We start from the raw sequence: 12,940 nt of genomic DNA, 5'->3' as shown, positions 1-12,940 counted from the left end.
CCGCGCGCATTGTGAAGGCGGCGGCAATGCCGCCGCCGGAACCTGCCAGACGGCCCGCGGCTTCAGACCGCGATGCCGCCGAACTCCTGCATCACCTTGTCGTGCAGGCGGCGCATGCCGCGCAGCCAGCGGTCATAGTCCTGGCCCTTGCGGCGATAGTACTCAAGCACTTCGGGGTGCGGCAAGATCAGGAAGCGCTCGTCGGCCACGCCTTCCAGCGTCACGGCCGCGACCTGCTCGGCGGTGACCGAGCCTTCCTGCAGGAAGCCCTTGCGCTCGCCGTTCTCGCCGAACAGCATGTTGGTCTGCACGCCCTGCGGACAGATGCAGCTGACCTTGATGCCGCGGTCACCGTAGGTGATCGACAGCCACTCGGCAAAGCCAATGGCGGCGTGCTTGGTCACCGCATAGGGTGCCGAGCCGATCTGCGACAGTAAACCCGCAGCCGATACCGTGTTGACGAAATAGCCGTCGCCGCGCTCCAGCATCTGCGGCAGCACCGCGCGCGCCGCATGGATGTGCGCCATCACGTTGATTTCCCAGATGCGCTGCCAGTCGCCGGCACTGGCGTCCAGGCCCTTGCGCAGGATAATGCCGGCGTTGGAACAGAAGATGTCGACCTGGCCGAAGCGCTGCGTGGCCAGGTCGGCCAGCCCCTGCACGGCGGCCGCGTCGGCCACGTCGACCGGCTGGGCAAACACCTGGCATTCGGGCGCGGCGGCCTGGACCTCGGCGGCCACCGCGGCGGCGCCGGCAGCATTCAGGTCAGCCACGGCCACGCCGCGTGCGCCGGCCTGCGCAAAGGCCAATGCCAGCGCGCGGCCGATGCCGGTGGCCGCGCCGGTCACCACGACGGTCTTGTTGCGTACTTCCATGGGTTGTCTCCTCGTTGAATTGGGATGCCGGCGTCAGCGGCCAGGCATGTCAGGCGGGGTTCCCCGCACCGGGGTCGGGCTCAGGCTGCGCGGAGGCAAAGCGCGCGGTCGCGCGCGCGCCGCCGGGCTGCCATAGCCGTGCCTGCAGGGTCTGCGCCAGCTCGCGCACGCGCGGGCCCAGGTTGGCTTCCAGGATTTCCGGCGACAGCCGCACCGCCGCGCCGCCGATATTCAGCGCCAGCACCTCGCTGCTGCCCGCCAGCCGCAGCGGCGCCGCGGCGCCACTGACGGTGCGGTCCCATTCAGCATGCGCCACGCAGAAGCCGCGCTGCGCATGGTCGCGCAGCGCGCGCTCCACGCCTGCGCGCACCGCCGGCCAGCGCGCGCCGTAGTGGCGCGCCAGCTCCGCCAGCGCAGCCTCGCGGTGATCGGCATCCAGGCCGGCCAGCCACGCGCGCCCGATCGCCGAAGTCGCCATCGGCAGGCGTGCGCCCGGCGCCAGCCGGATCACCAGCGCGCCGCGCGGCTGGCAGCTTTCCAGGTAGACCATGGCGTGGCGGTCCGGCATGGCCAGCGCAACCGTGCAATCCGTCGCGAACGCCAGCGACTGCATCAGCGGCTGAGCAATCTCGCGGATGCCAGCGCCGCCGACATAGCGGTGCCCCAGCACCATCGCGCCCTGCCCCAGCCGGTACTTCTCGGTCGCCTCGATATAGGTCAGATAGCCAAGCGTGGCCAGCGTATAGGTCAGCCGCGACACCGTGGGGCGCGGAATGCCCGTGCGCCGCGACAGCTCGGCGTTGCCCAGGTAATCGTCCTGCGGCCCGAACGCGCGCAACAGCTCCATGCCGCGCGCCAGCGCCGTGACAAAGTTGCGGTCGTCGGCGCAGCCATTGCCCGCCGGCGCGGCGGCCGGCACCAGGATGTGCGCGGCATCGGGCGGCGGCGTGGGAATGGTGGTGGTGCGTTTCATCGGCAGGCGGACGGGAAGACCCTATTAGATAGCAGCAAAGGCGCCTGCCGGGGCCGCTATGTAGGGAAAGCATGTGAGCCACAAGCGGCGCTTATAGCGCCGAATCCGCGGGTTACGGAGTTTTGCCGCTAAAGGAGAAGCGCAAGGCATGCCGAAATGCGCCGCTGCAAACCCGGATCCGGCAAACGCGTATCGCCGTGGGCAATGGCCCACCCGACCACCGAGCGCGTCACTTCGCTCCGGGCTGCGTCGCCAGATGCCGCGACAAAGCCTCGCGCGCCCGGCTCGCACTGGCGGCGTCGACGCGATCGGCGAGTACCTGCACAAGCTGGCGCAGCTGACTGACCGTGAGGCCGACATTCAGGCTGATGCGCATATGGGCCTGCAACTGCGGCTCGGCGCCGGGCAGCGCCGCGAGCATGCCCACCGTGGCCAGTTCGCGGCTTTGCCAGTCCAGGTTGTCGCGCTCGAAGATATCGCCGAACAAGTGGGTCTTCAGATATTCATCGATGGCCGGTGCGAAGTCGAATAGCGCGCCCTTGACCGGCGCCCCGGACAACCGGGTCTGGGTTGCCGTGCCGGCCGCCAGCAACGCGTCGCCCTTGGGCGCGGCGCGGCTGGGCATGGCGCCTGCCACGTCCTGGATGCCGCGCTGGCTGCGTGCCTCGACCACCTTCATCAACTCGGCCAGTGCATTGAGGCTGCGCGGAAAGCCGGCGTAAGCGTAGAGCTGCACCAGGATCTCCTTGGTTTCATTGACGGTCAGGCCGGCGTCGAGCCCTTGATGCAAGGCGCCGTTCAGTTTGTCGATATCGCCCGCAGCGCCGAACGCCGCAATCGGGACGATAACTTGCTGGCGCGCGGCAAGGGTTTCAGAGGGGCTCGGTGCGCTGCCTGGTGTGCGGGTCATGCCTTGGGACTCCTGCGCTGCCGGGGCAGCCTGGCTGATGGCGGAGAGCAGTCCACAGCCCAGCGCCACGGCGATCAACCCGGCCTGGCGCGGCGTGGTCCGGCGCTTAGCGGGCGTTGTATTGCTCATCGGATACCTTTTCCATCCATGCGACATTCTGTCCGTCCACGGTGCCGGTGACGGCCAGGTGGGTCATCGCGGTTGCGGGTGCCGCGCCGTGCCAATGCTTGACGCCGGGCGGGCACCATACGACGTCGCCGGGCCGTATTTCCTGCACCGGCTTGCCCCATTGCTGCGTGCGCCCCACCCCTGCGACCACCACCAGCCGCTGCCCGGCCGGGTGGGTGTGCCAGGCCGAGCGCGCGCCCGGCTCGAAGGTCACGAGGCCGCCCGAGGCGTTGATGTCCTGGTCGGCCGGCCACACCGGATCGATCCGCGCTTGCCCGGTGAAGTAGGCGGCAGGGCCTGCCACCGAGGGCTGGCTGCCGGCGCGTGTAATTTGCTGGGCGGCCGCTCCGGCCGCCGCAACCTGCGGGTCTGCAGCGCACGCGACTGCGCCGGGCATGGCGGCGGCGCACAAGGCGATTTGCTTGAGAGGATGCATGAGCCTCCTTGATGGATTCAGGTGGGGGCCGCGCATGGTGCCCTTCTGGGATTGCCGGGATGCCGGCCGAGAGAACTTTATCGGCCAATCCATTTGCCGGGAAGACGGTAAAATCGGCATACGCTTGTGCACTGGATTCACCAATGCCAAAGGAAAACCTGAACGACCTGCAGGCCTTCGTAGCGGTTGCGCGCGAGCGGAGCTTTACCCGCGCCGCCGCGCAACTGGGGCTTTCGCGCTCGGCCTTGAGTCATGCGATGCTGGGCCTCGAAGCGCGTCTCGGCGTACGTCTGCTCACGCGCACCACACGCAGCGTCAGCACCACCGAAGCCGGCGCCAGGCTGCTTGACGCCCTGGCACCACGGCTGGATGAGATCGAACTGGAACTGGCTTCGCTCAGTGCGATGCGGGACAAGCCGGCGGGCACGGTGCGGATCACGGCTCACGACCACGCGATCGCGACGGTGCTCTGGCCCCGGCTGCTGCCGCTGCTGCAGCAATATCCCGACATCCGCATCGAGTTCAGCGTCGACTATGGCCTGACCGACATCGCGGCGAATCGGTTCGACGCGGGCGTGCGCAGTGGCAACCGGGTCGACAAGGACATGATCGCCGTGCGCATCGCCCCGGACCTGCGCATGGCCGTGGCGGCCTCGCCCGGCTACCTGGCCGGCAGGCAGCCCCCCGATACGCCGCACGACCTGACCCGGCACCGTTGCATCAATCTTCGCCTGCCGACCCATGGCGGCCTGTATGCATGGGATTTCGAAAGGCATGGCCAGGCCCTGAACGTGCGCGTCGATGGCCAGGCCGTGTTCAACAACACCTTCCTGATGCTCCAGGCCGCGCTGGACGGTGTCGGCTTCGCCTATGTGCCATTCGACCTGGTGGCGCCGCACATCCAGGCAGGCCGGCTGGTGCCAATGCTTGAGGACTGGTGGCCCGTGTTTCCTGGCTACCATCTCTACTACGCCAACCGCCGTCAGCTCCCTCCGGCTCTGGCGCTTGTGATCGAGGCCCTGCGCTATCCGCAGCCCGACGTGTGCAGCGCAGCGGTATAAGGGTTGCCTGGAGAGCGATGCCTCACGGCAGCCCGGTGCCGGTGGCGCGTGCCAGTTCGGCCAGCAGCCGCTGCTGGAAGCCGGTGTCGTGCACCGCCGGATGCGGTTTGCGGCGCTGCTGGTGGTACCAGTAGCCGCCACTGGTCAGCGCCTCGGGGTCTTCGCTGGTGGCGAGCCACGCCTGCGTCAGGTGTCCCAGCCGAAGGTCATCCGGTGCGTCCGGCCCGCCCATCTTGGTGGGTACCCATCCGGGATCGACGGCATTGCTGTACACGTCGGGCCACCGCCGCGCAACCGCCGCGGCGAGGGTAGTGAGGAACAGCTTGCTGTCCGCATAGCCGCCCGTGGCGCTGCGGCCGGTCCAATCCATCCCGGCAAGGCTGGCGCGTCCGCCGGTGTGCATGCTGCTGCTCAGGTAGATCAGGCGCCGGGGGCGCCGGATCAGGGCCGTCAGCAAATACGGCGCCACCACGTTGACGACCAGCAGTTGTGCACCGGAGATAACCCCGGCGTTGTGGATGACGGCATCCATGCCGCCGATCGCGTTGACCTGGCGCGCGAGATCGCGGATTTGCCCGACGTCGGACAGGTCGCCGATGGTGGCGATGGCGCCCTGGTCGACCAGCGCCGCCACGGCCGGCAGCCGGGCCTGCGAGCGGACATGGACGATGACCTCATGGCCCTCGGCGAGCAGCGTCCCGGCCGCGGCATGGCCCAGTCCGTCGGCCGAACCTGTGATGAACACACGCGCCCTGCGCCCTGCGCCTGGTTGAGCGTTGGACCTGCGGGCCTCCGGTTGGCGATCCGGGGTCTGCGCCAGCGAGGTCGTGGCGGCAATGAGCGATCCGGCAACCACGATCGGACCCAGTCCGGCACCTGCGGCAAGAAAGCTTCGGCGATCCATTGACATGCCCTCCGGCCAGCCGCCAGGCATAGCATCGGGATGACGCATTGCCGGACCTGTGCCAATACATGAATGAAACACGGTCGCCCATTGTCCTCCCGTTCCCCCCGCGGGTCACGCCGAAGCCGTCCCCAGTGGCGTGCTAGCATGAACCCCTCCATCCGCCGCCCCACTGCTCCTATGACCACGCTCTACGCGACGCTTGGCGTACAGTCCGATGCCACCGTTGAAGAGATCAAGCGCGCCTATCGGCGCGCAGCCATGAAGTGGCATCCGGACCGCAATCCTGGTCGTGAAGCCGAGGCCCACGCGGCCTTCCAGCAGATTCGCGATGCCTATTCGATCCTGTCCGATCCCGCGCAGCGCCAGGTCTACGACGACGTTTTCGAACGCGAGATGCGCCGCTGGGATGCCGAGCGCGCGGCCGAGGAAGCGCAGCAGCGCCAGGCACAGGAGGAGGCCAGGCGCGTCGCGCAGGAGCACTACGAGCAGATGGTTGCCATCGCCATGCGCTTTGCCGAGGACGGGCACGGCCGCGACGTCCTGTTCGGCGTGCTGCTGGGCAGGGACTGCGAAACGGACCTCGCCGGACGAATTGCCGACAGCGTCTGGGCCCTGCACGAGTCGCGCAACGCGGTCGACCAGGCCGACGCCGTACCGCCATCGGAGGCCGGAGGCACGGCCGCGCCCGCCAGCGCGTTCGAGACGTTCTGGCATGGGCTGTTCGGGTTTCGCCAGCCAACTGCCCGACAGCCGTAGTCCGTCGTGACAGGGGCGTGGCGGCGCCGTTGGAGCAGCACGCGGAAGCGATCCGGTGTCGAACTCGACCGGATCAGAACGCGTCCCGGGCCGGTCCCCCGATGCCGCCCTCAGCCTCTCGCCGCCCGCCAATCCCGCACGACGCTGGCGGCCAATGCCGCCAGCATGCGCAGTGCCGCCAGTTCCGCGGCTGACCATGCGGTGCGATCCGCCAGGTAGTTGAAGGTGCCGATCACCCTTCCCTGGTGGCACAGCGGCACATTGACCACCGCGGTGCAGCCGAGCGCGCGAATCTGCTGCACGTCGTCGAACACCGCCGCCAGCGCGGCATCGCCCTCGCCGACAAAGACTTCGCCGCGCTCGAGCAACTGGCGCCGCCACGCGCTGTCGCCCTTTGACTTGCGTCCGCCGACCGGGTACGCCGAAGGATCGGAAGACCACAGGCGTTCGATTTGTGCTGGGCCGGCGTGCCAGGCGTTGATGGTCAGCAGGCCGGGCCCCATCGCCTGCAGGGTGGCGGCGCCGATCGCCGCGAACGCGGCAGCGGGGTCGCGGGCCTGCTGCAGCTGGTCGCACAGGTCGTTGGCCGTGGGCACCAGCACGGCCGTGCGCAGGTGGCTCACGTCATTCCCCTTTGATGCCGAGTTCGCGGATCAGCTTGCCGTAGCGGTCAGCATCGCGCTGCAGGATGGCGCCGAACTGCTGCGGCGTTGAGGTCGCGGTCTCGACGCCGATGGCGTTCATCTTGGACTTGACCTCGGGCAGCGACATCACCGCGTTGATCTCGCGGTTCAGGCGCGCGGCCAGGTCCGCTGGCATGCCCTTGGGGCCAAAGGCGCCGTACCACACCGCCAGCTCATAGCCGGGCACGGTCTCGGCCACGGTCGGCACATTGGGCAGCAACGGCGAGCGCTTGCTCTCGGTGACGGCAAGCAGGCGCAGCTTGCCACCCTTCACATGCGGCAGCGTCTGCGTGCCGGCCGAGAACAGCAGCTGGGTCTGGCCGGCCACGGTGTCGACCACGGCGGGCGCGCCCCCCTTGTACGGCACGTGCAACATCTGCACGCCGGCCATCTTCTCGAACAGCACCGCGCTCAGGTGGTTGGTCGAGCCGGGGCCGGCACTGGCGTACGCCAGCTTGCCCGGGTTGGCCTTGGCGTAGGCGATCAGTTCCTTGACGTTGTGCGCCGGCACCGACGGGTGCACTACCATCGTGTTGGTCACGTAGGCCAGCAGGCCCAGCGGCGTGAAGTCCTCCACGCCGCGGAACGGCATGTTCGGCATCAGCGCCGGGTTCATCGCGTGGGTGCTCATCGAACCGACCAGCAGCGTGTAGCCGTCGGGCCGCGCGCGCGCCACCATGGCCGAGCCGATATTGCCCGAGGCCCCGGGCTTGTTGTCGACGATCACCGGTTGGCCCAGCGAGCGGGTCAGGTGTTCAGACAGCACGCGCGCCAGGATATCGGTCGAGCCGCCGGCGGCCCACGGCACGATCAGCGTGATCGGCTTCTGCGGCCAAGTGTCGGCCGCGCTTGCGGCGCCGCTCAGGCACATGGCCAGCGCGGCCATGCCGCCCAGCAGGGTCTTGGTCATCCATCGCATGGTGTTTCTCCTCCGTTTTCGGTGGCGGGCGCACGATGCGCCCCGCCATATCTGCTTCTCTGCTGCGTACGGTCCCGCCGATCGTCAGCGCCCCGCCGCATAGCCCTGCATGCCGCGCGGATTGGCGCCGGCGCGCAGCACCAGCCGGCCGCGCGCATCGAACTCGCGCGCGCAGGCCGACATGCGGCCCTCGGACCACGGCTCGCCCACGCGCACGTCATGGCCGCGCTCGCGCAGCGCCGTGAGCGTGCCTTCCGGGAAGCGCGATTCGATGCTGATGCGGTTGAGCACAGTCTGGCGCGGCCAGAACGATGCCGGGAAGTGGTCGACATGCCAGGCCGGCGCGTCGATGGCCTCCTGCAGGTTCATGCCATGCACGGCATGGCGCAGGAAGAACGCCAGCGACCACTGGTCCTGCTGGTCGCCCCCGGGCGTGCCGAACACCATGTAGGGTTCACCGTCACGCAGCGCCAGCGACGGCGACAGCGTGGTGCAGGGCCGCTTGCCGGGCGCGAGGGTATTGGGCAGCCCCGGCTCCAGCCACGTCATCTGCAGGCGCGTGTTGAGGGCAAAGCCGAGCGCCGGGATGGTCGGGCTCGACGACAGCCACCCGCCCGAAGGCGTGGCCGCGACCATGTTGCCGTGGCGGTCGATGACGTCGATATGGCAGGTATCGCCGACAAAGATCTCCTGCTCGGCCCATTCGGACACCGGCGGCAGCTCGGCAAAGGTCGGCTCACCCACGCCGAAGCGCACGTCGGCGCGCTCCAGCGTGCGCGCGGCCGCGGCCAGGTCGGGCAGGCGCGGTGCCATGCCGTTGACCGTGCCGGGGTCCAGGGACAACGCCGCGCGCGCGCCGATACGCCGGGCGCGCGCCGCCAGGTAGCCATCGTCCAGCAGCCCCGCCAGCGGGCTCTGCGCAAAATGCGGGTCGCCATACCACGCCAGCCGGTCGGCCATGGCCAGCTTGGCGGCCTCGGCAATGCGGTGCACGAACTCGGGCGACTCGGGCGCGTGCTGTTCCAGGCCGGCATGGCGCAGCATGCCCAGCTGCTGCAGGAACACCGGCCCCTGGCTCCAGATGCCGCACTTGGCCACGGTATAGCGGCCGAAGTCCAGAGTCACCGGGGTCTCGATCTCGGGCGCCCAGCTTGCCATGTCGTCAAGGCGCAGCAGGCCGGTGTGCTGGTCGCCGGTGGTGTCGCGCACGGGCGTCTGGCGGCAGAACGCGTCGATCTCCTGCGCGACGAAGCCGCGGTACCAGCAGTCCAGCGCGGCATCGATCTGGCCGGTGCGGGTATCGCTGCGGCGCTGGGCCTCCTCGACGATGCGGGTATAGGTGGCCGCCAGCCCCGGCAGCGTATGCAGGCTGCCGGGGCGCGGCACCTTGCCGTCCGGCAGCCAGGTCTGCGCCGAGCTGTGCCATTCGTCGCGGAACAGCGCCTGTACCGCCAGGATCGCGCGCACGATGCGCGGCACCAGCGGAAAACCATCACGGGCATAGCCGATCGCCGGCGCCAGCACGTCGGCGAGCGGCCAGGTGCCATGCTCGCGCAGCATCGTCAGCCATGCGCCGAAGGCGCCGGGCACGGCGGCCGGCAGCAGGCCGATGCCGGGCATCAGGTCCAGGCCCATGGCGCGCAGCGCGGCGGGATCGGCCAGTGCCGGCGCCGGGCCCTGCCCGCACACCGAGCGCATGGCGCGCTCGCGCTCGCTCCAGTACAGGATCGGCACTTCGCCGCCGGGGCCGTTCAGGTGCGGCTCGACCACCTGCAGCACAAAGCCCGCGGCGGCCGCGGCGTCGAAGGCGTTGCCGCCGCGCTCCAGCACGCCCATGGCGGTCTGCGTCGCCAGCCAGTGGGTGGAGGCCGCAACGCCAAAGGTGCCAACGATCTCGGGACGGGTGGTGAACATGTTTGATGCTCCAGTGATGCCGGCCAGTATAGGATTAGCGGATAACCAGCAGCGTCTGATTGGTTATTGTGGTATTACCATTTGGTAATACGACTAGACCGCTGCATGGCGGCAAGCCCCATGTCCATCGCCCCCGACAAAGTGGTGCACAACCTGGTATCGCGGCTGCGCCTGCGGCACCTGCCGCTGCTGCTGGCGCTGGCGCGGCAGCGCTCGGTGTCGCGCGTGGCAGCCGAGCTCAACTTGTCGCAGCCCGCCGTCACCAAGACCCTGCGCGAGATCGAAGACATCTTCATGGTGCCGCTGTTTACCCGCACCCGGCGCGGACTGGAGCCCACCCCCACCGGCCGCGCGGTGCTGGCGCACGCCAGGCTGACCCTGGCCGATGCCGATGCGCTGGGGCGCGAGCTGGCGGCGATCGAAGCGGGGCTCTCGGGCCGGCTGCGCCTTGGCGTGATTCCCTACATCAGCCGCGGCGTGCTCGATACGGCCTGCACCTTCGGCCTGTCGCAGGCCCCGCGGGTGTCGGTGCTGGTGCGTGAGGGCACCACCGACGAACTGGTCAGCGCATTGCGCGAGCATGAGCTGGACTGCGTCATCGCACGCACCTTCTATGCGCCGGGCGCGGACCTGGTGCAGCAGCCGCTGTATCGCGAAGAACCGGCGCTGGTCGTGCCCACCGCGGCCGCGGCGCGGCTGGCGCGCGGCGCACTCGACTGGCACCAACTGGCCCAGCGCGACTGGATCCTGCCGCCGCCCAACACGCCGATCCGGCGCACCATCAACACCATCTTCGCGGTGGCGGGCGTGGCCCAGCCCACGCCCATCGTCGAGACCTATTCGATCAAGACCATGGCCACGCTGATGCGCAAGCATCCGGGCGCGACCACCATCGTGCCCCGCGCGGTCGCGGGCGAACTGGCCGAGTCCAAGGGGGCGATGGCGCTGCCGCATATGCTGAGCTGGGACCTGCCGCCGGTGGGCGTGATGTGGCGGCGCCAGCCGGTGGAGGACGATATGGTGGCGGCATTGGTCGCCAGCCTGCGCGCGCTGCCGGCAGACATCGCCTAGCGCGCCGCGCGCGGCCGGGCGCCGCGCCTAGTTGCGCGTGAGCACGCGCACCGGCCCGCGCCGCTCCAGCACGTCGACCACCACGCGCTCGCCGGAGCGGCGCACCGCCACGTCGGCGCTGCCGCCGCCAACGCCGAGGTTGCGGAACACCACTTCATCCAGGAAAGGCGGCAGCGACGGGTTCTCGAACGTGATCGCTGGCTCCTGCGTGTCGAAGTCCAGCCCCAGGCAGGCCTGCAGCATCAGCAGCGGCGCCGCCGCGGCCCACGCCTGCGGCGCGCACGCCACCGGATAGAAAGTCGGGCCCTGGCTGCGCTGGCGCGCGAAGCCGCAGAACAGCTCGGGCAGGCGGCGCAGGTCGATATAGCTGGATGCCGCGAACAGCCCCTCGAAGATGCGGTTCGCCTCGGGGTGGTAGCCGTAGCGCGCCATGCCCGCCGCGATCAGGGCATTGTCGTGCGGCCATACCGAGCCGTTGTGGTAACTCATCGGGTTGAAACGCGCCGCATCGGCGGCGACGGTACGGATGCCCCAGCCACAGAAGGAAGTGCCCTGCATCAGCGTGCCCACTACGGACGGCGCGCGCTCCGGCAACGCGATGCCGGTAAACAGCGTATGGCCCGCGTTGGAAGCGCGGACGCGGCACGGCTGCTTGTTGCCATCCAGCGCCAGCACGTAGGTTCCCAGCGCCGGATCATAGAAATGCGCATCGAAGGCGTCGCGCAGCACTTCCGCCCTGGCGGCATAGATGGCCGCGCCCTCGCTGTCGTCGAGCGCGGCGCGTATCTGCGCGGCGGCCTGCCAGGCGCCGTAGGTATAGGCCTGGACTTCGGCCAGCGCGATCGGGCCGGCGGCAAGCCGCCCGTCCTCATGGAACACCGAATCGCGGCTGTCCTTCCAGCCCTGGTTGATCAGGCCCTCTGGCGACAGCCGGCCGTATTCGACGAACAGGTCGCCGTCGCGGTCGCCGTAATCGCTGATCCAGTCCAGCGCGGCTTGAAGGTTCGGCCACAGCGCGCGGATGGTGTCGACATCCCCGGTACGCCGCAGGTAGGCGCCGGCCAGAAGCACGAACAGCGGCGTGGCATCGACGCTGCCGTAATAGAGCGCGAACGGCACCTCGCCCAGGCGGGCCATTTCGCCATGGCGCATCTCATGCAGGATCTTGCCGGGCTCGGCATCGGCGTGCGGGTCGACCGTTTCGGCTTGCATCGCGGCTAGGTACTGCAGCACGCCGCGGGCGATCTCGGGATCGAGCCATAGCGTCTGCAACGCGGTGATCAGCGCATCCCGGCCGAACACCGTGCTGAACCATGGGATGCCGGCATACGGGTAAGGCCCGTGCACGGTGTTGGTCAGCAGCATGTACAGGTCGGAGATGCTGCGCCGCGCGACTTCGTTGAACAGTTCGTTGGAAGTGGTGATCGACGCCGCGCGCCCGGACGAGCGCCGCAGCTCGCGCCTGGACTGCAGCAGCGCGCCGAGGAAGGACTGGGTCTCCTCCTCTTCGCGGTCCACCGACTTGCAGCGGATCTCCATGCGCAGCAATTGCGCGCATGACGGCTTGAGCAGCAGCGTGAAGCTGGCGCGGCTGCCGCTCAGCGCCTGCGGCACCGGATCGAACGAAATGCAGGTTTCGCGCCGCGCCTGGTCCAGGCCGGTGTAACTCAGCGTGACCGCGGCGCCGTCGACCTGCGGTGCGTGCAGGGTCCCGCGCCGCAGCCGCTGCGTGCCGCGCACTTCGAACAGGTCGGCAAAGTCCGCGTCGAAGGCGATGTCGATGCACACGCGCCGCGGACGGTCGTCGAAGTTGCGCACGCTCAGCCGTTCATAGCAGGCGCCGTTCCACAGGAACCGCGACCTGCGCAGGTGGATCAGGTCGTGCTCCAGCCACAGTGCGCCTTCCTGGTCGAACAGGTCCGGATTGGTCAGGTCGCAGGTCAGCGCGGCATTGTCATCGCGCAGCGTCGACGACAGCAGCATCGGGCGCTGCCCTTCCACCGTGAGCCGCAGGAAGGACAGATGGCGGGTATCGAAATGGAACAGCCCCTCCGGGCTGCCCGGCGCGCCGATGGCATCGCCGTTATGGTCGAACAGCGCAAAGGTGTCGCCATGCTTGAGCGTGCGCGGACGCCGTTCCTGCAGCGACGCGGCCGCCGGGATATAGAACTGCGCGACGTCGCCGGCGCCGGCGACCGCCACCGAGCGGTTGGGATGTTCCGTGGATTCCGCAGGCATGAGGGGTTTTCTCCAGCTGTGGTCGTGTC

The 12,940-nt window shown here is 69.2% G+C and carries 12 protein-coding genes; 3 read left to right on the top strand and 9 right to left on the bottom strand.

The features are described 5' to 3' along the window. Positions 1–62: 62 nt before the first annotated feature. The 4 genes from ACOCMH_RS05785 to ACOCMH_RS05770 form a co-directional block, all read right to left on the bottom strand. Positions 63–875: an SDR family oxidoreductase gene (locus ACOCMH_RS05785; protein WP_171513871.1), complete on the bottom strand. Its 813-nt coding sequence runs from the start codon at positions 873–875 to the stop codon at positions 63–65. A 49-nt stretch (positions 876–924) separates the two neighbouring features. Continuing rightward, complete coding sequence (locus ACOCMH_RS05780; protein ID WP_427308198.1) at positions 925–1,848, bottom strand: IclR family transcriptional regulator; 924 nt, start codon at positions 1,846–1,848, stop codon at positions 925–927. A 229-nt stretch (positions 1,849–2,077) separates the two neighbouring features. Further along, the gene (locus tag ACOCMH_RS05775) at positions 2,078–2,887 is read right to left on the bottom strand and encodes a carboxymuconolactone decarboxylase family protein (RefSeq protein WP_427308197.1); all 810 of its coding nucleotides are present in this window, start codon (positions 2,885–2,887) and stop codon (positions 2,078–2,080) included. Then, a complete protein-coding gene (locus tag ACOCMH_RS05770; protein WP_427308196.1) occupies positions 2,865–3,362 on the bottom strand; it encodes a (R)-mandelonitrile lyase in 498 nt (165 codons plus the stop codon). Before ACOCMH_RS05770 ends, ACOCMH_RS05775 begins: the two co-directional genes overlap by 23 nt. Positions 3,363–3,505: 143 nt before the next feature. On the opposite strand from ACOCMH_RS05770, the gene ACOCMH_RS05765 reads away from it, so the two are divergent. Next, positions 3,506–4,423, top strand: a complete 918-nt coding sequence (locus ACOCMH_RS05765) for a LysR family transcriptional regulator (RefSeq protein ID WP_427308195.1) — start codon at positions 3,506–3,508, stop codon at positions 4,421–4,423. A 22-nt stretch (positions 4,424–4,445) separates the two neighbouring features. On the opposite strand, the gene ACOCMH_RS05760 is transcribed toward ACOCMH_RS05765, so the two are convergent. Continuing rightward, complete coding sequence (locus ACOCMH_RS05760; RefSeq protein WP_427308194.1) at positions 4,446–5,168, bottom strand: SDR family NAD(P)-dependent oxidoreductase; 723 nt, start codon at positions 5,166–5,168, stop codon at positions 4,446–4,448. Positions 5,169–5,507: 339 nt separating this feature from the next. Between ACOCMH_RS05760 and ACOCMH_RS05755 the strand changes: the two genes are divergently transcribed. Continuing rightward, entirely contained in the window at positions 5,508–6,086 is a 579-nt protein-coding gene (locus tag ACOCMH_RS05755; RefSeq protein ID WP_427308376.1) for a J domain-containing protein, read from the top strand. Between the two features lie 110 nt (positions 6,087–6,196). On the opposite strand, the gene ACOCMH_RS05750 is transcribed toward ACOCMH_RS05755, so the two are convergent. The 3 genes from ACOCMH_RS05750 to ACOCMH_RS05740 all read right to left on the bottom strand — a co-directional run bounded on the left by ACOCMH_RS05750 (position 6,197) and on the right by ACOCMH_RS05740 (position 9,602). Continuing rightward, positions 6,197–6,709, bottom strand: coding sequence for a GAF domain-containing protein (locus tag ACOCMH_RS05750; protein ID WP_427308193.1), 513 nt, complete (start codon positions 6,707–6,709; stop codon positions 6,197–6,199). 1 nt (position 6,710) lies between these two features. After that, entirely contained in the window at positions 6,711–7,679 is a 969-nt protein-coding gene (locus ACOCMH_RS05745) for a Bug family tripartite tricarboxylate transporter substrate binding protein (protein WP_427308375.1), read from the bottom strand. A 93-nt stretch (positions 7,680–7,772) separates the two neighbouring features. Further along, the gene (locus ACOCMH_RS05740) at positions 7,773–9,602 is read right to left on the bottom strand and encodes a gamma-glutamyltransferase family protein (protein ID WP_427308192.1); all 1,830 of its coding nucleotides are present in this window, start codon (positions 9,600–9,602) and stop codon (positions 7,773–7,775) included. Between the two features lie 120 nt (positions 9,603–9,722). Between ACOCMH_RS05740 and ACOCMH_RS05735 the strand changes: the two genes are divergently transcribed. Then, complete coding sequence (locus ACOCMH_RS05735; RefSeq protein ID WP_427308191.1) at positions 9,723–10,673, top strand: LysR family transcriptional regulator; 951 nt, start codon at positions 9,723–9,725, stop codon at positions 10,671–10,673. A gap of 27 nt (positions 10,674–10,700) precedes the next feature. Here the strand turns inward: ACOCMH_RS05735 and ACOCMH_RS05730 are convergent, their stop codons facing one another. Continuing rightward, complete coding sequence (locus ACOCMH_RS05730; RefSeq protein WP_427308190.1) at positions 10,701–12,911, bottom strand: glycogen debranching N-terminal domain-containing protein; 2,211 nt, start codon at positions 12,909–12,911, stop codon at positions 10,701–10,703. Positions 12,912–12,940 lie beyond the last annotated feature (29 nt).

It is taken from the genome of Cupriavidus sp. H39 (assembly GCF_050271075.1).
Taxonomy (GTDB): domain Bacteria; phylum Pseudomonadota; class Gammaproteobacteria; order Burkholderiales; family Burkholderiaceae; genus Cupriavidus; species Cupriavidus necator_B.
The sequence above is the reverse complement of the archived record's forward strand: the minus strand, read 5'-3'. Positions and strand labels throughout refer to the sequence as shown.

Excerpts from the sequence above, each read along its gene's own strand:
- ACOCMH_RS05745 (WP_427308375.1), bottom strand. The coding sequence starts at position 7,679 with ATGACCAAGACCCTGCTGGGCGGCATGGCCGCGCTGGCCATGTGCCTG.
- ACOCMH_RS05775 (WP_427308197.1), bottom strand. The coding sequence starts at position 2,887 with ATGAGCAATACAACGCCCGCTAAGCGCCGGACCACGCCGCGCCAGGCC.
- ACOCMH_RS05735 (WP_427308191.1), top strand. The coding sequence starts at position 9,723 with ATGTCCATCGCCCCCGACAAAGTGGTGCACAACCTGGTATCGCGGCTG.
- ACOCMH_RS05785 (WP_171513871.1), bottom strand. The coding sequence starts at position 875 with ATGGAAGTACGCAACAAGACCGTCGTGGTGACCGGCGCGGCCACCGGC.
- ACOCMH_RS05740 (WP_427308192.1), bottom strand. The coding sequence starts at position 9,602 with ATGTTCACCACCCGTCCCGAGATCGTTGGCACCTTTGGCGTTGCGGCC.
- ACOCMH_RS05755 (WP_427308376.1), top strand. The coding sequence starts at position 5,508 with ATGACCACGCTCTACGCGACGCTTGGCGTACAGTCCGATGCCACCGTT.
- ACOCMH_RS05770 (WP_427308196.1), bottom strand. The coding sequence starts at position 3,362 with ATGCATCCTCTCAAGCAAATCGCCTTGTGCGCCGCCGCCATGCCCGGC.
- ACOCMH_RS05765 (WP_427308195.1), top strand. The coding sequence starts at position 3,506 with ATGCCAAAGGAAAACCTGAACGACCTGCAGGCCTTCGTAGCGGTTGCG.
- ACOCMH_RS05780 (WP_427308198.1), bottom strand. The coding sequence starts at position 1,848 with ATGAAACGCACCACCACCATTCCCACGCCGCCGCCCGATGCCGCGCAC.
- ACOCMH_RS05730 (WP_427308190.1), bottom strand. The coding sequence starts at position 12,911 with ATGCCTGCGGAATCCACGGAACATCCCAACCGCTCGGTGGCGGTCGCC.